The sequence below is a fragment of the Nonomuraea fuscirosea genome, assembly GCF_035917475.1.
In the GTDB taxonomy this organism is placed as follows: domain Bacteria; phylum Actinomycetota; class Actinomycetes; order Streptosporangiales; family Streptosporangiaceae; genus Nonomuraea; species Nonomuraea fuscirosea.
This window is the reverse complement of record NZ_CP109074.1, coordinates 2263264-2281846: the sequence shown is the minus strand read 5'-3', so window position 1 is coordinate 2281846 and position 18583 is coordinate 2263264. Positions and strand designations below refer to the sequence as shown.

At 72.7% G+C, this 18583-nt stretch carries 18 protein-coding genes; 6 read left to right on the top strand and 12 right to left on the bottom strand.

All coding sequences use genetic code 11. From position 1 onward, the window contains the following. Positions 1–57: 57 nt before the first annotated feature. Together OIE67_RS10205 and OIE67_RS10200 are read left to right on the top strand one after the other, a co-directional pair. Positions 58–354 (top strand): hypothetical protein, encoded by a 297-nt coding sequence (locus OIE67_RS10205; RefSeq protein ID WP_326638904.1) that lies wholly within the window; start codon positions 58–60, stop codon positions 352–354. 316 nt (positions 355–670) lie between these two features. Continuing rightward, complete coding sequence (locus OIE67_RS10200) at positions 671–1084, top strand: hypothetical protein (protein WP_326638902.1); 414 nt, start codon at positions 671–673, stop codon at positions 1082–1084. A gap of 10 nt (positions 1085–1094) precedes the next feature. Here OIE67_RS10200 and OIE67_RS10195 read toward each other — a convergent pair whose 3' ends face one another. Next, complete coding sequence (locus tag OIE67_RS10195; protein ID WP_106249814.1) at positions 1095–1742, bottom strand: TetR/AcrR family transcriptional regulator; 648 nt, start codon at positions 1740–1742, stop codon at positions 1095–1097. 122 nt (positions 1743–1864) lie between these two features. Here OIE67_RS10195 and OIE67_RS10190 point away from each other — a divergent pair, with 122 nt between their 5' ends. Continuing rightward, positions 1865–2239 carry a nitroreductase family deazaflavin-dependent oxidoreductase gene (locus tag OIE67_RS10190; RefSeq protein ID WP_326638898.1) on the top strand — a complete coding sequence of 125 codons (375 nt, stop codon included), beginning with the start codon at positions 1865–1867 and terminating at the stop codon, positions 2237–2239. Here the strand turns inward: OIE67_RS10190 and OIE67_RS10185 are convergent. The 6 genes from OIE67_RS10185 to OIE67_RS10160 all read right to left on the bottom strand — a co-directional run bounded on the left by OIE67_RS10185 (position 2202) and on the right by OIE67_RS10160 (position 10314). After that, positions 2202–3551 (bottom strand): MFS transporter, encoded by a 1350-nt coding sequence (locus tag OIE67_RS10185; RefSeq protein WP_326638896.1) that lies wholly within the window; start codon positions 3549–3551, stop codon positions 2202–2204. The genes OIE67_RS10190 and OIE67_RS10185 overlap by 38 nt on opposite strands. Before the next feature lie 70 nt (positions 3552–3621). Continuing rightward, the gene (locus tag OIE67_RS10180) at positions 3622–5409 is read right to left on the bottom strand and encodes a sugar phosphate isomerase/epimerase and 4-hydroxyphenylpyruvate domain-containing protein (protein WP_326638894.1); all 1788 of its coding nucleotides are present in this window, start codon (positions 5407–5409) and stop codon (positions 3622–3624) included. Between the two features lie 50 nt (positions 5410–5459). Next, positions 5460–6305: a shikimate dehydrogenase gene (locus tag OIE67_RS10175; RefSeq protein ID WP_326638892.1), complete on the bottom strand. Its 846-nt coding sequence runs from the start codon at positions 6303–6305 to the stop codon at positions 5460–5462. Between the two features lie 140 nt (positions 6306–6445). Next, positions 6446–7633, bottom strand: a complete 1188-nt coding sequence (locus tag OIE67_RS10170) for an OmpA family protein (protein ID WP_326638890.1) — start codon at positions 7631–7633, stop codon at positions 6446–6448. Between the two features lie 268 nt (positions 7634–7901). Next, positions 7902–9563, bottom strand: coding sequence for a sensor histidine kinase (locus OIE67_RS10165; RefSeq protein ID WP_326645296.1), 1662 nt, complete (start codon positions 9561–9563; stop codon positions 7902–7904). A 157-nt stretch (positions 9564–9720) separates the two neighbouring features. After that, entirely contained in the window at positions 9721–10314 is a 594-nt protein-coding gene (locus OIE67_RS10160) for a dihydrofolate reductase family protein (RefSeq protein WP_326638888.1), read from the bottom strand. Positions 10315–10405: 91 nt separating this feature from the next. Here OIE67_RS10160 and OIE67_RS10155 point away from each other — a divergent pair, with 91 nt between their 5' ends. Further along, the gene (locus OIE67_RS10155) at positions 10406–10858 is read left to right on the top strand and encodes a winged helix-turn-helix transcriptional regulator (RefSeq protein WP_106234781.1); all 453 of its coding nucleotides are present in this window, start codon (positions 10406–10408) and stop codon (positions 10856–10858) included. 43 nt (positions 10859–10901) lie between these two features. Here the strand turns inward: OIE67_RS10155 and OIE67_RS10150 are convergent, their stop codons facing one another. After that, the gene (locus tag OIE67_RS10150) at positions 10902–11822 is read right to left on the bottom strand and encodes a zinc-binding dehydrogenase (RefSeq protein ID WP_326638884.1); all 921 of its coding nucleotides are present in this window, start codon (positions 11820–11822) and stop codon (positions 10902–10904) included. A 96-nt stretch (positions 11823–11918) separates the two neighbouring features. Between OIE67_RS10150 and OIE67_RS10145 the strand changes: the two genes are divergently transcribed. Together OIE67_RS10145 and OIE67_RS10140 are read left to right on the top strand one after the other, a co-directional pair. Further along, positions 11919–12503 carry a TetR/AcrR family transcriptional regulator gene (locus tag OIE67_RS10145; protein ID WP_326638882.1) on the top strand — a complete coding sequence of 195 codons (585 nt, stop codon included), beginning with the start codon at positions 11919–11921 and terminating at the stop codon, positions 12501–12503. Between the two features lie 313 nt (positions 12504–12816). Further along, positions 12817–13869, top strand: a complete 1053-nt coding sequence (locus OIE67_RS10140; RefSeq protein ID WP_326638880.1) for an LLM class flavin-dependent oxidoreductase — start codon at positions 12817–12819, stop codon at positions 13867–13869. A 16-nt stretch (positions 13870–13885) separates the two neighbouring features. Here the strand turns inward: OIE67_RS10140 and OIE67_RS10135 are convergent, their stop codons facing one another. The 4 genes from OIE67_RS10135 to OIE67_RS10120 form a co-directional block, all read right to left on the bottom strand. After that, positions 13886–14317 (bottom strand): nitroreductase family deazaflavin-dependent oxidoreductase, encoded by a 432-nt coding sequence (locus tag OIE67_RS10135; protein ID WP_326638878.1) that lies wholly within the window; start codon positions 14315–14317, stop codon positions 13886–13888. Positions 14318–14398: 81 nt separating this feature from the next. Beyond that, entirely contained in the window at positions 14399–15811 is a 1413-nt protein-coding gene (locus OIE67_RS10130) for a High-affinity nickel-transporter (protein WP_326638876.1), read from the bottom strand. Continuing rightward, complete coding sequence (locus OIE67_RS10125; RefSeq protein WP_326638874.1) at positions 15808–17091, bottom strand: tetratricopeptide repeat protein; 1284 nt, start codon at positions 17089–17091, stop codon at positions 15808–15810. Before OIE67_RS10125 ends, OIE67_RS10130 begins: the two co-directional genes overlap by 4 nt. A gap of 44 nt (positions 17092–17135) precedes the next feature. Next, on the bottom strand, positions 17136–18521 hold the full coding sequence (locus OIE67_RS10120) for a DUF4331 domain-containing protein (RefSeq protein WP_326638873.1): 1386 nt from the start codon (positions 18519–18521) through the stop codon (positions 17136–17138). Positions 18522–18583: the final 62 nt, after the last annotated feature.

Here is an 18583-nt window from a genome sequence, read left to right as displayed (position 1 = left end):
CGGGCAGTGTCGGCAACAAGCGACTTGGCCCACAGTGACGTTGGAAGGTTCATTGGAATGCTGGCCGTCCTGGCTCTCCCCTTGCTCATCCTGGCCGGACTGATGCTCATGCAGCGACTGGAGGAGGTGCTGCTGCCCGCGGCCCCGTCCCAGCCGCACGTACCCGCTCCGGAGTCCGTCGAGCTCCGGATCGAGCCGGCGCTCGCCGTACCCGGCGAGCAGCCCCGACCGGCCGCGCAGCCGGTGGTCCTCGCGGCCGGGGCCCCCAAGACCCGCGGCCGTACCGGCGCGGCGCCGTCCTGCCCGCATCGCCGCCACCCGCACCAGCGGCGGCACCCGGCGAAGGCGGCGTGACTCCGGCCGGGCGCTACCGGCGATCCTGAGGTCGAGAGTCGTCACACCACTCTCTTGTCGCCATTCTTTCTTGCACAGAGCAAGCGTCTGCTACCGTCGGGCTTGAGCAGATCCACCGCTCCAGCGGTCGACCGCAGCGGCCGGAGAGCCGGTCAGGGCAGCGTTCGGCGCGATCGCCCGCGCTGCGCGTGTCGGCATGGCCACGCGCTGAGGCAGGGATGCCATGAGCCAATCGTCCGAGACCTCTCCGGCCTCGCCGGGACCAGCCGCGTTCCGTTTCGAACGGTGGCTGTGCGGGCCTGTGACGGTCGTGAGCATGATCGGCTCCTTCGACCGGCCGGCCGTGGGGCAGGTGTACCCGGTGCTGGTTCAGGCGCTGGTCGCACGCCTGCCGCCGTACCTCGTCCTGGATCTGCGCCGGCTAACCGAGCTGACCCTGTGCGGCTGTCTCATGTTGCTGCTCGCCGAACGGCACGCCAAGGAGGCGAGCGGCCGGATGATCGCGGTCTGCGACAAGGAGCGGCTCGCCTGGGCTCCCGCCCTCGCCAGGGCCGCCACCATCGAGCAGGCCCTGGCCGAGCTGGCCGCCCGCGACCGCGACTACCGGCTGAGCGTGCTGCACCGCAGGAAGGACCGCGCGGCACCCGCGGCGAGGCCCGGCGGCATCATCCTTCCGCGAGGTCCGCGAACGTGGCCGTCGGCCCCCCGACCCCCCGAACAGGAGCCGTGAGCCCCGCGGCTCACTTCCGGCGGGCTTCGAGCCCGTCGAGGATCAGGTCCAGGCCCCAGCCGAACTCGTCGCCGTAGTCGTAGCCGGGCCGCAGGGCGTGATCGACGATCATCTCCGCGAGGTACGGCAGCTCTTCCACCGGCAGCTCGGCGAGGATGTCGCCGGCCACGTCCTGGACCTCGTCGGGCGTGCTCAGCGGCAGGTTGGCCTCCTGCAGCACGTATCCGGCCACGTAGCTGTCGACGAGCGAGATGGCGTGCGCGGCCATCGGCAGGCTGAACCCCGCTTCGCGCAGGACCCCGAGCACGGCGTTGTGATGCCGCAGCGTCGCCAGGCCCGGGTTGCGCCGCGAGTCCATGAGCCCGAGCGCCCAGGTGTGCCGCGCCAGGACCGCGCGCGCCGAGCCGGCGCGGGCGCGGATCGCGTCGCGCCAGTCGGCGCACCCGGCGGCGGGCAGCTCGATCTCGGTGAAGACCACGTCGACGACGCCGTCGAGGATGGCGTCCTTGTTCGGCACGTGGTGGTAGAGCGACATCGCCTCCACGCCCAGCTCTTGCGCCACCCGCCGCATGGTCACGGCCTCGATGCCGCCGCGATCGGCGACCTGGACCGCGGCCTCCAGGACGAGGTCCCTGCTGAGCGGCCGGGCTGGTGACACGGAGAACTCCGGAGCTGATGACGGGTTGACAACCTTACAAGTGTAAGCGAGCCTTACGGTAGTAAGGCACCTTACAAGCGTAAGCCTCCGTGCCACGGCACGCCAGAGGAGAGGGGCCCGCGATGCCGATGCCGTTATGGTGGGGCCAGATCAACAAGCGGGTGTTCAACCCGCTCACGCTCGCCCAGGGGAAGTCGCCCGTGCTGACGCACGTCGGCCGCGCCTCCGGCCGCGCCTTCCACACGCCGCTCGACGCCTTTCCCGTCGCGGGCGGCTACCTGTTCATCCTCGTGTACGGCTCGCGCTCCGACTGGGTGCGCAACATCCTGGCGGCAGGCAGCGCCCGGCTCCTGGTCGACGGCAAGGAGGTGGAGCTCACCGCTCCCCGCGTCGTCGGCAGGGACGAGGCGTTCGAGGCGCTGCCCACCAAGTCGCGCCGCCCGGTGCGGGTGCTGCGCATCACGGAGTTCCTGCGGATGGACCTGGCCGCCGACTGAAGTCCCGACGCCCGGCCGCGACCTCCGGCGGCAGCCCGAGCCGGGCGGTCGGCACCCGGTACGTCTCCCGCCCGGTCGCGACCGCGGCCACGTTGACCAGGCACAGCACCGCCGTGATGATCGACACGCCGAGCCAGCTCTCGGGGCCGGTGCCCGCCACGGCGGTGGCCACGGTGGGCCCGAACCCGGCGATGGCGAAGCCGATCTGCGTGCCGATCGCCATGCCCGACAGGCGTACCCGGGTGGTGAACATCTCCCCGTAGAACGACGGCCAGACCGCGTTGACGGCGCTGTAGACGATGCCGAACAGCGCGATGCCCACGGCGAAGATGAGCAGGAAGTCGCCGGTGTAGATCGACCACAGGTAGCCGAGCATCAGCACCGCGCTGCCCAGCGAGCCGCCGATGAGGACCGGCTTGCGGCCCACCCGGTCCGACAGCCTGCCCCACAGCGGGATGGAGATCAGCGCGGCGATGTTGGCCAGCACTCCCACCCACAACATCGGCGTGCGTTCCAGGCCCATGGTGTTGACCGCGTACGACAGGGCGTGCACGGTGAAGATCGTGCTCACGGAGGCGATCACCGCGGCGACGACGACGCGCAGCACGTCCCGCCACTGCTCGCGGAAGAGCACCGCCAGCGGCATCTTCGCCACGGTGTCGGTGGCGACCTCGCGCTCGAACTCGGGCGTCTCCTCCAGCGTGCGCCTGATGATCACGCCGGCCGCCGCGACCACCACGCTCAGCCAGAACGGCACCCGCCAGCCCCAGCTCAGCAGCTGCTCCTCGGGCAGGGCGGCGACCGGCAGGAAGATCGCGGTGGCGATGATCTGGCCGGCCTGCGTGCCGTTCAGGGTGAAGCTGGTGTAGTAGCCCCGGCGGTCCTCCGGCGCGTGCTCCAGCGTCATCGCGTTCGCGCCCGCCTGCTCGCCGGAGACGGAGAAGCCCTGCAGCAGGCGGAGCAGCACGAGCAGAATCGGCGCCGCCACCCCGATCTCGTCGTACGTGGGCAGGCAGCCGACCAGGAACGTGGACGCGCCCATCATCACCAGCGTGGTGACCAGCACCCGTTTGCGGCCGAACCTGTCCCCGATGTGCCCGAGCACGAAGGCGCCGACGGGCCTGGCCAGGTAGCCGACGCCGAAGGTGGCCAGGGCGAGCAGGGTTCCCGTGGCGGGCGAGGAGGAGGGGAAGAAGATCCGGTTGAAGACGAGCGCGGCGGCGGTGCCGTAGATGAAGAAGTCGTAGTACTCCAGCGCGCTGCCGATCCAGGCGGCGACGGCCGCTTTCCGTGGTTTGCCGGGCACGGTCACGATGGGCTCCTCACAGGGGCGTTCGAGGGGGGTGATGCGCTTCCAGGAAACTAACTCACTGGTTCGTACGTTACAAGGGTGCAGGCGTCACGCCGGCCGGACGGGGTCCTGGCCGCACGCCCTGGCGATGTCCCGCGTGCTGAGCCGCCAGCCGGACGGCGGCGTTGCCGGCGCCGTACCCCTGGTAGCCGCCGATCCGCTGGACCAGCTCGAAGAAGACCCGGCCCACGGTGACGGTGTAGAGGTGCAGGAACTCGCCGCCGTGCTCGTCCCGGTCGTAGAGGACGCCGAGGCCGCGCAGCTCGGGATCGACCTCGTGGCGGGCGTCCAGGTCGTCGTAGTAGTTGCCGGGAATCGGCAGCAGCAGCCCGGGATGCTCCTTCCGCAGCCTGCGGGCGACGGCCACCACGTCGTCGCAGGCCAGCGCCACGTGCTGCCAGGGGAGGTGGTCGGCGCCGACCTGGGCGACGTTCACCACGACGCGGACCGCGCCGCCGGGGCCCGACATCGCCTTGCTGCGCAGCAGGCCGTACGGGTCGGGCACCTCCAGGCTCTCCTGCGGCCGGAGCCCGAGCACGCTGCGGTAGAACAGCGCCGCCTCGTCGAAGTGGTGCCGCGGCTGGGTGAGGGCGACGTGGTCGATGCCCGTGATGAGGCCCGGCTGCGTCCCGGGCGGCCGGGAGGGGGTGAAGTCGGCGAGCCAGCCGTCGTCGCAGAAGAAGATCTCGGTGCCGTCCGGCGCGGCCACCGCGTTCAGCTCCGCCTCCTCGGGGGTACGCGCGCGGGGCAGGATCGGCGACAGCAGTTCCTCGGCGTGCCCGGCCGCCCCGGCGGGGTCGGGGCTGTCCAGGCCGACGGCGATCAGGGCGGGGTCCGCCCCGGTGGCGTTGACCAGCAACCGCGCTCCGCCTTGCTCCCACAGCTCCACCGGTTTGCCGGGGTGCGTCCCCGTACGCGTGAAGCCGAGCGCCGCCGGGATCCCACCGAGCCCGCCGGGGCCGGCCAGTTCGGCGAAGGCGAACCCGGTGGGCACCGCCGGATGCGCCGTGCCCGCCACCTCCCGCTCCAGGGCGATGAGCGAGCGCATGCCGTCCAGCGCGGTGCGTTCCGCCGACGCCTGGCGGAAGACGTCGTTGAACACCTCCAGCGACAGCGGCCCGGCATACCCCGCGCGCCCCACGCCGGCCAGCAGCCCGGCCAGGTCGAACGTGCCCTGGCCGGGGAAGCAGCGGTAGTGGCGGCTCCACGGCAGCACGTCCATGGCCAGGCGTGGCGCGTCGGCGAGCTGCAGGAAGAAGATCTTCTCGCCCGGGATGGCCTCGATGCCGATCGGGTCGGAGCCCCGCGACAGGATGTGGAAACTGTCCAGGCACACGCCCAGAGCGGGGTGGTCGGCCAGCCGGACGAGCCGCCAGGCGTGCAGGTACTCGTTGACGTGCCGGCCCCAGGCCAATGCCTCGTAGGCGACGCGGACGCCGTGCTCGGCGGCCCGCTCGGCCAGCAGCCGCAGGTGCCCGGCCGCCACGTCGTCGCCGGGGACGGCCGCGGGCGAGACGTTCGAGCAGAGCAGCAGCAGGTCGGCGCCGAGGCGCTCCATGAGCCGGAACTTGTGCTCGGCCCGGCGCAGGTTGCCCGCCAGCAGCTCGGCGGGCGCGCCTTCGAAGTCGCGGAAGGGCTGGTAGAGGTCGATGCCGAGACCGAGATCGGCCGCGCGGGCGCGGATCTCCTCCGGCGGCAGCGGGCAGGCCAGCAGGTCGTTCTCGAAGATCTCCACGCCGTCGAACCCCGCGGCCGCGATGGCCTCCAGCTTCTCCGCCAGGGTGCCGCTGACCGACACGGTGGCGATGGACTTGCGCACGCTTTCCTCCTTTTCCTCCCCGAACGGGCGTCGCCCCCCGAACGGGGGGCTCAGACGGTGATCAGATCCGTGAGGTGCGCGAGCATCCGCTCGGCGTCCGGTTCCCGGCCGGTGAACAGCCGGAACGCGTGCACGGCCTGGAAGACGACCATGCCGCCGCCGTCCAGCGTCCGGCAGCCGGCGGCCCGCGCGTGCCGCAGCAGCTCGGTCTCCAGCGGCCGGTAGACGATGTCGGCCACCCACAGGCCGGGGTGCAGGAGCGCGGCGGGCAGCGGCATCCCCGGATGCTGAGCCATGCCGGTCGGCGTCGCGTGCACCAGCCCGTCGGCCCGCTCCATGAGCCGCGGCAGCTCGGCCACGGGCTCCGGGCGGGCCCGTCCGGAGCCGAAGCGGGCGGTCAGCTCCCCGGTGAGCGTGCGGGCCCGCGCCGGGTCGGAGTCGACCACGGTGATCCGGTCGGCGCCCATCGTGAGCAGCGCGTGCGCGACCGCGGCCCCCGCTCCCCCGGCGCCGAGCTGGACGATCCGGCGGGCGGGCGCGTCGGGCAGTCCGCGCGCGAACGACTCGGCGAAGCCCGTCCAGTCGGTGTTGTGCCCGATCGCCCGATCGCCGTCGAACACCACGGTGTTGACCGCGCCGAGCATGCGGGCGTCCGGTGACAGCTCGGCCAGGTGCGGGATGACGTCCTGTTTGCAGGGATGGGTGACGTTGAGCCCGTCGTAGCCGAACCGGCGGGCCGTGCGGATCAGCTCGCCCACGTCGCCGCCCACCCGATCGGTGTCGAGCAGCCGGTAGACGTAGTGCAGCCTGTGGTGCGCGGCTTCCCGCTCGTGCAGGGGCGGGCTCAAGGAGGGGCCGATCCCCGAGCCGATCAGTCCGATCAGGAACGAATCCATCACTTCTCCCTTTCCAGCGGGGTACGACCGCGCAATGTCCTCCTAATGTACGTACTAGTGAGTTACATGACCAGACGGAAACGTTCGGCACCGGCGAGCGGAGCGGCCCCCAGCGCGAGGGGGCCGCAGCTCAGCGGCGGTCAGGTCGCGGTGGAGACCACCACGCGCCGGTTCTTCGCGCGGCCCGCCGGGTTGTCCGAGCCGTCCGCCTTGGCGTTCGGCGCGATCGGCTTGCTCTCCCCGTATCCGCGCGCCTTCAGCCGCGACCGGTCCAGGCCGCCCTCGTCCGCCAGCCACTCGACGACCGCCCGCGCCCGCCGCTCCGACAACGGCTGGTTGTGCGCGTCCTCGCCCTTGCCGTCGGTGTGCCCGTCCACGTCGATCCGCGCGTCCGGCCCCGCCTTCTTCCCGATCTCGCGGGCGACGCGCCTGAGCTCGGCGGCGGCCTCGGGCTTGACGGTGGCGCTGTCGAAGTCGAACAGCACGTCGGCCCTGATGCTGAACGCGATCGAGTCCTCTCCTTCCAGCACCTCGCTCTCGCCCACCTCGTACCCCTTCAGCTCCGCGCCCGGGATCTCCACGCCCGGCACCTCGACGCCGGGCACCTCCACCGCGGGCACCTCGACGGCGGGCAGGCACTCGTTCTGCTCGTTGCAGGCGCTGGGACGGATGATGGACGACCTGATCACGAAGGATCTGATGATGAACGGCCGGATGATGAAGGGCCGGATCACGAACGGGACGATGCCCCCGTTCTTCGGCTTGACCTGACACACCTCGGGCGTCGAGACGCCTTCGGCGTGCTTGCCCTCCGCCCGCCTGCCCTCGGCCCTGACCGGGTCGAGCTTGATGCCGCCCGCGTTCACGCCGGGGATCTCCACCGGCGGGATCTCCACGGCCGGGATCGACACCGGCGGGATCGACGCGGCGCCGAGGCAGCCGCCGGGAGCAGGGGCGATCTCGGTGCACTGGGCGGGGATGTGCAGGGCGGGGATGTCCACCCCGGGGATGGTGACGGCCGGGATGGTCGTGCCGCCCAGCTTGGCCTCCGGGATGACCACCGGGTCGGCGTGCACGGCCGGGCTGTCCACCGCGGCGATGAGCTCGCCGTTCGGGCAGTGCGACGGCTCAGGGCCGGTCGGCGACGCCGAAGCGGCCGGACTGCCCGTCGTCCCGGCTGTTCGCGCCGGGCTCGCCGTCGTCCGGCCCACCGCCGTACCCGTCGCGGCCGGCGTCTGGCGCTCCTCCCCGCCCCCACCGGTCGCGCCCACGCCACACGCGGCCAGCACCATCGCGAGCAGCGGTGTCACGAGCAGGGTTCTCGACATGATGCATCTCCCACAGGATCGCGTAGACCTACGACGGTAGGACATCCACCTTCAGGATCCGCATAGAGCCGGCAGAGGACCGCTCCCCCCGCGAGGCTTGAGTTCCCGGAGCGCGAGAGGTCCACTGGGGAGTGAGGACGCGACCTCCTGCGGGCGCTGAGCCGCAGCCGCGAGCTGGCCGCCGACCACGACGCGGCGCCTGACCTGAGACGGAGGCCTGAGCCCGCCCGACCCCGACCACCCCGACCGAGGATGTCGCCGGCAGGTCTCACAGGGGGATCCGCCAGCACAGCCGGGTCCCGCCCTCCTCCGCGGACTCCAGCTCCACCGACCCGCCCAGCCGCCCGGCCCGTTCCTCGATGTTGCGCAGCCCGCTGCGCCGGCCGCCCTCGCCCAGGCCCACGCCGTCGTCGGAGACCAGCAGGGTGAGCCCGCCCGCCACGACCTCGACGGACACCTCGGCCCGGGTCGCGTGCGAGTGCCGTACGACATTGGACAGCGCCTCGCGCAGCACCGCCACCACGTGCTCGGCGGCGGTCTCCGGCACCTCGGTGTCGAGCCGTCCCTCCATCCGCAGGCCGGGCATGAACCCCAGGTGGCTGCCCGCGCCCTCCACCAGCTCCACGATCTGCCGGCGCAGGCTCGGCGGAGCGTCGGTGTGCGAGCCCTGCAGAGCGAAGATGGACGAGCGGATCTGCCGGATCGTCTCATCCAGCTCGTCGATCGCGTACTGCACCTTCTTGGCCGCCTCGGGCCGCTCCACCAGCCGCAGCGTGCTCATCAGCGTCATCGCGGTCGCGAACAGCCGCTGGATGACCACGTCGTGCAGGTCCCGCGCGATCCGGTCCCGGTCCTCCAGCAACCCCAGCCGCTCGGCGTCGCGCCGCGCCTCGGCCAGCTCCAGCGCGACCGCCGCCTGACCGGCGAACGCCCGCAACATCTGCTCGGCCGCGCCGCTGAACGGCAGCCGCCCGCTCCGCTTGGCCAGCATCAGCAGCCCGCGCACGGAGGGCGCGTCGCCCAGCGGGACGACGAGCGCGGGGCCGTAGCCGAGCCGCCGCAGCGGCGAGTTCGGGAAGGGGGCGCTCTGCAGGTCTGCGCTGGACACCACCTCCCCCCGGGTGAAGGCGTCGCCCGCGAGCGTGCTCGACAGCTCGATCGAGGTGCCCTCCAGCTCCTCCGCGCCCTCCCCCTCGACGACCTCCACCACGAGCGTCTCCCGCGACGCGTCGGGCAGCAGCATCAGGACGACGTCGGCGTCGCTCATCCGGTGGGCGCGGGCGGCCACCACCGACAGCACCTGGCGCGGGTCGGCGCCCGACAGCAGGCTCGTGGTCACCTCCGAGGACGCCTGCAGCCAGGTCTCGCGGCTGCGCGACTCCTCGTACAGGCGGGCGTTCTCGACCGCGACGCCGGCCGCCGTGGCCAGCGCGATCACCACCGCCTCGTCCTCCTCGTCGAACTCGCCGCCACCGCGCTTCTCGGTCAGGTACAGGTTGCCGAACACCTCGTCCCGCACCCGGATCGGCACGCCGAGGAAGGTGCCCATGGGCGGATGACCGGGCGGGAACCCGTAGGACTCGGGATGGTCGGAGATGCGCCGTAGCCGCAGCGGCCTGGCGTCCTTGATCAGCAGGCCGAGCAGGCCGAGCCCGTGCGGCCAGTGCTCGATCCTGGCGATCTCCTCCTCACTGAGCCCGACCGGGATGAACTGCAGCAGCGTGTGCTCCTGCCCGACCACGCCGAGCGCCCCGTAGCTCGCGTCCACCAGCGTGGTCGCGGTCTCCACGATACGGCGCAGCACCGTCTCCAGGTCGAGATCGCTGCCCACGGAGACGACGGCCTCCAGCAACGCGTGCACGCGGTCGCGGGTGGCCAGCACGGCGGTCAGCCGGACCTGCAGCTCCGCGAGCAGCTCGTCGAGCCGCATTTGCGGGATCAGCGGATTGTGCTCAGCCTCCACGCCGAACAGTGTCGCATCGGATCAGGCCGGTGCCCAGCGCGACCTCGGGCTCCGCGCCGCCCGGTCCGAACGCGGTCATCGGCTCCGGCCGGCTCGGGGAGCGCACGGGCGTGGCCGCTCGCGGTCAGCGGGTCACCTCGTAGCGGAGGTGAGTCACGCCGGGGGCCTGGACGACCTCCAGCGGCCGCAGCCGTACGTGCTCGGGCAGCGACCGGAAGAAGGGCCGGCCGCCGCCGAGCAGGATCGGCACCTGGTGCAGGATCACCTCGTCGACGAGCCCCGCCTTGAGCGCCTCGGTGAGGAGCCCGCCGCCCATGAGACCGACGTCCTTGCCGCCGGCCGCCTGCCGGGCCGCGGCGATCGCGTCCTCGACGCCGGTGGTGACGAGGGTCTGCCGCGCACCGAGCTCGGGTGCGGGCCGGTGGCTGAGGACGAACAGCGGCACCCTCGGGTGGGGGCTGCCGCCGCCGAAACGGTCGGAGTGCTCGTAGGTGTCGCGTCCGGCCACGATCGCGCCGAGGCGGGCGGAGGCGGCGTCGAAGAAGCGGGCGCTGGGCTGGCTCAGCTTGAATCCGTCGAACTCCCGGCTGGGGGTGTCGCCGTCGAAGTACCAGTCGAAGAGCGTCCCGCCGTCGCCGAGGCCGTGCCCGGGGCGGGGGTCGAGGCCGGTGATGTAGCCGTCGACCGACACGGCGTGGGCGCTGATGACCTTGCTCATCTGCTCGAACCTTTCCGGAGTTCCTTGAAGAGACTCCGTAACCGTAGCAGGCAAAGTTCCTTCAGGGAACTCCGATGGGTAGACTGGTGTCATGCAACGCACGAACTTCAGTGAGATGGCGTGCTCGATCGCGCGCACGCTCGACGTCATCGGAGAGCCCTGGTCGCCGCTGATCCTCCGGGACGTGTACGTGGGGATCAGCCGGTTCGAGCAGATCCAGGCGGACCTCGGCATCTCCCGCAAGGTGCTGACCGAGCGGCTCAACCACCTCGTCGACCAGGGCGTGGTCGAACGCCGCCCCTACGACAACCGGCCGCGCTACGACTACCACCTGACGGCCAAGGGGGCCGAGCTGGTCGACCTGCTCATGGTCATGACCGCCTGGGGCGACAAGTGGCTCGCCGGCGAGGCCGGTCCGCCGGTGCTCTACCGGCATCACGCGTGCGGCGAGATCAGCCACGTCGACCTGCGCTGCGCCCACTGCGGTGAGCCGATGCACGCCTACGACGTCGATCCCCTGCCCGGCCCCGGCTCGGCCGCGTAGGTCCGCCCGCCCCTGGCACGAGGCCCGAATGCCGGCGGCGGGATCAGCCGGTCGGGTCGAGGTCGAGGACGGCCTTGCCGGCGATGCGGCGGTCCAGCAGCGCCTGGGCTGCCTCGGCGACGCGGCGCCACGAGCCACGCCAGTCCACCTCGGGCGAGAGCCGCCCCCCGGCCACGAGGTCCAGCAGGGTCGCCAGGTCGGGGCCGACGTCGCGCACGTCCCCGTACGTGCTCATCGTCTTGGGCGGGCCGATGGACAGCAGCGAGTACGGCGCGAAGACGGCCGGCTCGCCCGAGGCCCAGCCGATGTTCCGCACCTCTCCGCCCGGCGCGAGCAGTTCCCAGGCCGCGACCAGTTGCGGCCCGCCCACGTTGTCGAGGATGAGGTCGACCGGCCGGTCGATGCCCTCCACTCCGACCACCACCTCGTGCGCGCCCAGCGCGGCCAGGCCGACGCCGCGCCCGGCCGATCCCACCGAGGCGATGACGTGCGCGCCGCCCAGCGCCGCCAGCTGGACGGCGTACCGCCCGACGCCGCCGGCGGCGCCCGTGACCAGGACCCGCCGTCCCAGGATGGGCCGGGAACGCAGCGTGCGCAGCGCGGTGACGCCGGCCATCGGCAGCGCGGCGGCGTCGGCGAGCTCGACCCGCGCCGGAACCTCGGCCACGGCGGTGGTGTCCACGGCCATCCGCTCGGCCCACGCGCCGGCGCCGAAGGCCGCGACTCTGGCGCCGACGGCTGGTCCCGTGCCGTCCTGCGCCGCCCGCACGACGACACCGGCGGCGTCGTAACCGTGGACGGTGCCGGCCGGGCGGCTGCCGGCGAACACCACCTCGCCGCGGTTGAGCGAGATGTGCCGTACGTCGATCACGGCCTGGCCGGGGGCGGGGCGAGGTTCGGCGGCCGTCCCGAGTCTCAGGGATCCGGGCGCGCCGGGATCGACGACGAGTGCGCGCATGTCCATCGGAAGCTCCTCATGAGGTTTTAATCGGACTCCTGGTCCGCTTGAGCGACACGGTAACATAAGCGGACTGACAGTCCATCTCGTCGAGGAGCGCGCATGGCCGAGCCCCGCACCGAACGCGCCGACGCGGCCCGCAACCGCCGCGCGGTGCTGCGGGCGACCGAGCAGTTGCTGCACGAGGGCGGCGGGGAGCACGTCTCGATCGACCGCGTCGCCGCGCTCGCCGGGGTCGGGAAGGGCACGGTGTTCCGCCGCTTCGGCAGCCGCGCGGGCCTGCTCCAGGCGTTGCTGGAGGAGCGGTCGCGCGACCTGCGTGACGGGATCGCGGACGGTCCTCCCCCGCTGGGGCCCGGCGCTCCCGTACGGGATCGGCTGCTCGCCTTCCTCGACGGGCTCGGCGCGATCGCCGAGGGCAACGCGGTGCTGCTGTCGGCGCACGAGCAGGCGTGCGCCGAGGACAAGTACGGCGACCCCAGCTACCGTTCGTGGCACGGCCATCTGCGCGGCCTGATCGGCGAGGCGCGCCCCGACCTCGACGCCGGCTTCCTGGCCCACGCCCTGCTCGCCGTCTTCGACGGTGATCTAATCCGGCACATGACGCCGCCCGGCGACCCGCGCCGCTTCACCCGCTCGGTCCAGCAGATGGCCACGGCCCTGCTCGACGGCGCCGCCCGTCCCTGACGGCGGGCGGCGTCGCATGCCGGCCCTCTGCCGGGGCAGGAGCGACGTCTCGGCAGTACGGCGCGACGGGAGGGCCGGTGGAGCCGGTCCCTCCCGCCTGACCGCTCGGGGAAGCTTCCGCGTGAACGGTCAGGGGAGCTTCCGCAACGCCCGGCGGGCCGTCTCGATCGCGGGTGAGTGCACGGGAGCCTGGAAGGACGCGCTATCGATCCCTTGCAGAGCTGATTCACCCGGAGAAGCCCGGAGCGCAGGACGGCAATTATTTCCCCCTATTTCTGGTTGCCTTGGACAGGATCAAGGAGGAGGAACCACCGTGCCGCTGCCCACCCGCCCCCTGCGCAAGCTGGGTTTCCTGACCATCGGACTGTTCGACGGGGACGACCCGCGCCCGGGACACGAATCGACGCTGCGGATCATCGAGCTGGGCGAGCGGCTCGGCTTCGACAGCGCCTGGGTACGCCACCGCCACCTGCAGTACGGCATCTCCTCCCCCGTCGCCGTCCTGGCCGCCGCCTCCCAGCGCACCACCCGCATCGAGCTGGGCACCGCCGTCACCCCTCTGGCCTGGGAGAACCCGCTGCGCCTCGCCGAGGATCTGGCCACCGTGGACATCCTGTCCGGCGGCCGGCTCAACGCGGGCATCAGCGTCGGCCCGCCGTTCCACTTCGACCAGATCAAGGACGCGCTCTACCCCGGCACCGCCGACCTCCAGGACTTCGGTTACGAGCGGGTGAGCCGGCTGCTGTCCTTCGTCCGCGGCGAACCCGCCACCGACTTCAGCGGCACCGAGGGCTTCGAGGTCTTCTCCGACCGCGTCCAGCCGCACTCGCCCGGCCTGGGCTCCCGCCTCTGGTACGGCGGCGGCAGTCTCCGCTCGGCCCGATGGGCGGGCGAGCACGGCATGAACCTGCTGACCAGCAGCGTCGTCAAGGCGGAAGATTCGGTGGACTTCGCCGACATCCAGCTCTCCCACGTACGGGCGTTCAGGGCCGAGCACCCCGACGGTGAGCGGGCCCGCGTCTCCCAGGGCCTGGTCGTCATACCCACGGACTCGGCCACGCCGGAGCAGCGGGTCAGGTACGAGGAGTACGCCGCCAAGCGCCTGCCGCGCACCGCGGAACCGCAGGGCCCGGGCCGGTTGTTGTTCGCGCCCGACCTCGTGGGCAGCTCCGCCGAGATCGCCGGGCGGCTGTACGCGCACGCCGCCTTCCGCGAGATCGACGAGGTCGCGTTCGCGCTGCCGTTCACCTTCGAGCACGAGGACTACGTGCAGATCCTCACCGACATCGCCACGAAGCTGGGTCCCGAGCTCGGCTGGAGCCCCACGGAGCAGCCGGGCGACGCGGCTCTCCACGCCGCCGGCTGAGCACGAGCTGCGGCGGTTACTTCGGGTCGAGCACGAAGACCGGGATCTGCCGGTCGGTCTTCTGCTGGTATTCGCCGTAGGACGGGAAGGCCGCGACCGCCCGCTCCCACCACTCCGCCCGCTCGGCGCCCTCGGCCTCGTGCGCGACGTAGTCACGGGTGACGGTCCCGTCCTGCAAGGTGATCTCGGGATACGCCTTGATGTTGTAATACCAGGTGGGGTGCTCGGGAGCGCCGCCCTTGGACGCCACGACCGCGTAGCTGCCCTCGTGCTCCACCCGCATCACCGGGGTGTGCCGCAGTTTGCCGGTCTTCGCGCCCCGCACGGTCAGCAGCACGATCGGCGTGCCGAGGATCAGGATGCCCTCGGTGGTCCCGGTCTCGCGGATCCTCGTCGTCTGCTCGCGTACCCACTCGGTGGGGCTGAGCTCTACGGTGTCGTCTGACATGGCTCTCATCAACCTTCCTACCCGTAAGTCCGATTCCCGTCGTACCCGGTTCCGTGACCGCTGTCACGGCTATAGCGATCTTCACACGAGCGCCGCCGCCGCGCGTACGGTGACGCCCAGCCCCACGAGCAGGACGAGCGCGGCGGTCATGACGGCGCTGTACGGGCGCAGCCGCCGCATCCGCCCCGCGACGGTGAGGCCGCCCAGCCTGCGCAGGGCGAGCGCCGTGACCAGCAGCGTCGCCGCCATGCCGAGCCCGTAGCAGACGACGGTCAGGACGCCGAACGCGGTGCGGCCCAGCGCCATCGCGCCGAGCAGGACCACCAGTGCGGACGGGCTGGGCACCAGCCCACCGGCCACCGCCAGCCCCACCACCCCACTGCCCGGCCGCCTCCCAGGACCATGCCCGTTCTCCTGCTGCCGATGGCCGCTCTCCTCCCCGTGCCCGTGCCCATGTCCGTGCCCGTGGCCTGGCCGGTGGTGGCGGGCGGAGCGGAGGAGGGCGGCGCCGATCGCGGTGATGAGGAGGCCGCTCGCCACCCCGAGCCAGCTCAGCACCACGTCCCCGGCGATCGCGCCGGCGGCCGTGACCAGAACGCCCAGGACCAGCACGCCCGCCGTGTGCGTGACGGTGACCGTGGCCGCGACGGTGACGGCGTCCCGGAGCCGTCGTTCCCGTCCGGCGAGGTAGGCGGCCATGACGGTCTTGCCGTGGCCGGGCATCGCCGCGTGCACGGCGCCCAGCGCCACCGACACCAGCAGGGCCAGCATCCCGAGCGGCACCGTCAGCCGGTCGGCGCCGATCAGCGCGTTGAGCCGGTCGGCCAGCAGACCGGTGTAGCGGGTGACGACGTCCACGCCCGGCATGGCTGCCGGCGCCACGGACCCGCCGTCGCCCGGCTCCGCCGTCATCCTGGCCGCGCGTACGTCGAGCGGCGAGCTGAGCAGGTCGGCGGGATAGTCGCGCAGCTCGCCCGACACGCTCCCGGCGGGGACGGTCGAGTCGCGCAGGCGCACGCCCTGCCCCTTGGCCGTGATCTCCCGCCAGCCCACCCCGTCGGGACGGTAGGCGTTCGCGAAGGTCAGGGCCACCGGCCGGTCGACCCGCACGGGCGCGGTCAGCCGGCAGGTGAGCCGGCTCGTGCGCAGCCCGGCCGCGCCCGGCCGGTAGACGAACGAGGCGCCGGTGACCCGCCAGCTCAGCGGCCGCCCGCCGGCGTCGGCCCGCACGGCCTCCCGCAGGTCGGCGCAGGCGCGGCGGGCGTGGGCGTCCGGAGGTCCGGTCGGCGGCTGTTGCAGGGTGGGGATCTCGGCGAGATCCACGACGGCCAGGTGCTCGATCCGGTCGGGGTGGATGGTCAGCCCGTCGTAGTGGTTGACGCTGAAGTTCCCCAGAGGATGCACGGCCGATCTCACCGCGGCGGCCGGAGTCACGGCGGCGGCGAGCGCCGTGGTGGCGGCGAGCGTCGCGGCGGCGGGCAGCGCGGCGATCACGTCGTCTCCGCCAGGAGTTCGCGGGCTCGCGCCGCCCCGGCCGGCGAGAAGTGCGGGTTGATGGACAACGCCCTGGTCAGGTGGGTACGGGCGGCGCCGGTGTGCCCGAGCGCGTGCTCGATCTCGCCCCGGTGATAGGCGAACGACGCGTTACGCCCCCCGAGCGCGTCGGCGCGGACGGCGTACGCGGCGGCCTCGGTGTGGCGGCCGGCCCGGTGCAGCGCCCAGCCGAGCGCGTCGGCGACCTCGACGCTGTGCCGTCGCGCCCACTCGGCCCGCAGGTGCCGGACCGCGGTGCCCGGATCGCCATGGTTCGCCGCGAACGTGCCCGCGGCCAGGCCGTCGACACCGCCGCTCGCGGCCAGGAGCCGCTGCTGGGCGGCGAAGACGGCGTACTGCCGCCTGGCTCCCTCCGCGTCACCGAGGTGTTCGAGCAGTTCCCCGTACTCGACGACGTACGCGGGGGAGCGGATGACGGCGGTGGCGTAGTCGCGCAGGGCCTGCTCGGTGCGGCCGAGCGCGGCCTCGGCGCGGGCCTTGCCGGCCCGGGCGGGCGCGTGTCCCGGATCGGCGGCCAGCGCCTGGGTGTAGGCGGCACGGGCGGTACGGGGGTCGCCGGTGCTCCAGGCCAGCTCGCCGAGCTGCCACTGGCAGAAGGCGTACTCGGCCGGGTCGCCGGGGATCGCGCAGGCACGGCGCAGCAGGTCGCGGGCGGGGCCCGGCCTGCCGCGCAGCTGTTCCAGGCGGGCGGCCCTGGTGAAGGAGGCGAGGTCGGGGTGACCGTCGAGCATGCGGCGCAGCGCGGTCTCGGCCCGTTCGTAGTGGCCGAGTTCGAGGTGGGCGTCGGTGAGCACGCCGTACAGGGCCCACCGGAACGGCGCGGCCTTGCGGGCGCGCTCGGCCCAGCGCACCGCGCCGGCGAAGTCGTGCCGCGCGTTGGCCAGCGCGCCCATGCCGATCACGGCGTCGATGTACGGCTCCCCGTCGCCGGTCGGCCGGCGCAGCGAGCGTTCGAACGCGCCCTGGGCCTTGGCGTAGTAGGCGGTGTCCGCGGTGCGGCGGGCCTGCTTCAGGTACATGTCGCCGAGGCTCGCCCAGGCGGCCGCGTCGTCGGGGTGACGACGCAGGCGCACCTGGACGGCCTGGATCGATCCGGCCAGGTCGTACGGTGACCAGCCCGCCGGCGCGGGAGGCGGCTCGTCCCTGCGCAGCAGCCCGCCGGGGGCGAACAGGGTCACCAGGACGCAGCCCAGCAGCACGCATCCCAGCAGGGGCGGCAATCGCCGTAGGCGACTCATCTGATCGGAGGTCCTCGGAGGTGGGGTCAGCCGGCGGCGGTGACGGGCAGGGCCAGGTAGGGGAAGCTGTCGGTGATCGGTTTGAGGAGGAACGCCGGGTTGTCCTCGGCGATGAGGCCGGGCGCGCCGCGGCCGGCGGGTTCGCCCAGGAGCATGCGCAGATTTATGGTCACGACGTCGTCGATGAGGCGGCGGCCGTTCGGGTAGCCCTGGGCGTCGCCCTTGAGGATGCCGTACTTGTCGGGTGCGGCGGCGACGGGGGTGCTCAGGTTGAGCCGCAGTTCCTCCGCCTTCGCGGTGCGCGGGGCGTCCTGGTTGAGCCGGTGGGAGTTGAGGTCCTGCTTGATCGGCCCGCCCGTCCTGGCGAGGCCGGTGAGGTAGATCTGCTCCAGGTCCTCACGTGGCGCGGGCGGCGCCGTGACGTTCGCCTGCTTGGCGACGACCTCGGCCTGGTCGGGGTCGAGGGTGGAGGGCACCACGAGGCCGCCGCTCTCGTCACCGTCCGGCCGCAGCGTGTTGAAGTGGTCGCGCCGCTTGAGCGGGATGATCACTTCGTTGAAGTTGGGGTTGCCCAGCCGCGAGACCTGCGTGTAGCCGGCCGCGCCGGAGCCGAGCAGGGCGCTCGACCTGCGGGACGCCGTGGTCCAGACGCCGATGACCGGGTTGCGGGCCGGGTCGCCGCCGAGCGCCAGCTCCGACTTGGGCAGTTGCAGGGCCAGCGCGCTGACGTTCATCGGCACGCCGGTCTTGACGGGGAAGAACGGCAGCCCGAAGCGCAGCAGGTTGACCGCGCGGTTGTCGGAGTAGAACGGGTCGGCGGCGGTGCCGGTGAAGACCTTGCCGCCGCCCGGCAGGTCGCGCACGGCCTTGCGGCGGGTCGCGGCGTAGCCGGGGCCGCCGAGGTCGGTGGGGGCCGCATACCCGTCGCGGACGAGGATCTCGGACTTGCCGTCGCGCAGCCTGGTCAGCGTGTAGCTCTGCTCGACCAGGGAGTCGAGCGGGCCGGCCTGGTGCTCGGGGCCGGCCTGCCGCTCGCGGGCGCGGACGAAGGAGGGCGCGGGCAGGGCCTTGTCGGCGAACGTCCAGCGGTAGGTGACGGCGGCCCGGCCGGTGCCGGTGTTGTCGATGTGCACCTCGTAGCGGGCGTCGGTGTCGAACTGGTACGGCTTGTGCGGCGCCTGGAACGGGATGTAGTCGGCCACGATCGTGACCGTGTCCTGCCGTTCCGGGCTGGTGAAGGCGTACAGGTCGGTGGCGTCGATCTGCTTGTTCACGGTGGTGGCGGGGGCGTCCCAGTGGCTGGTGGCGGTGCTCGGGCGCATCGCGGGGCCGAGGAGCACCGTGGCCGCCAGGACGGCGATGGCGGCGGCGGCGGTCCACGTCCACCGGTTGCCGGCGTGGGTCAGTCGCATCGTGTCGTCTCTCGATTCGCGAGTGCCGGGCCGCGCCCCGTGGCACGGCCCGGCGGGGCTCA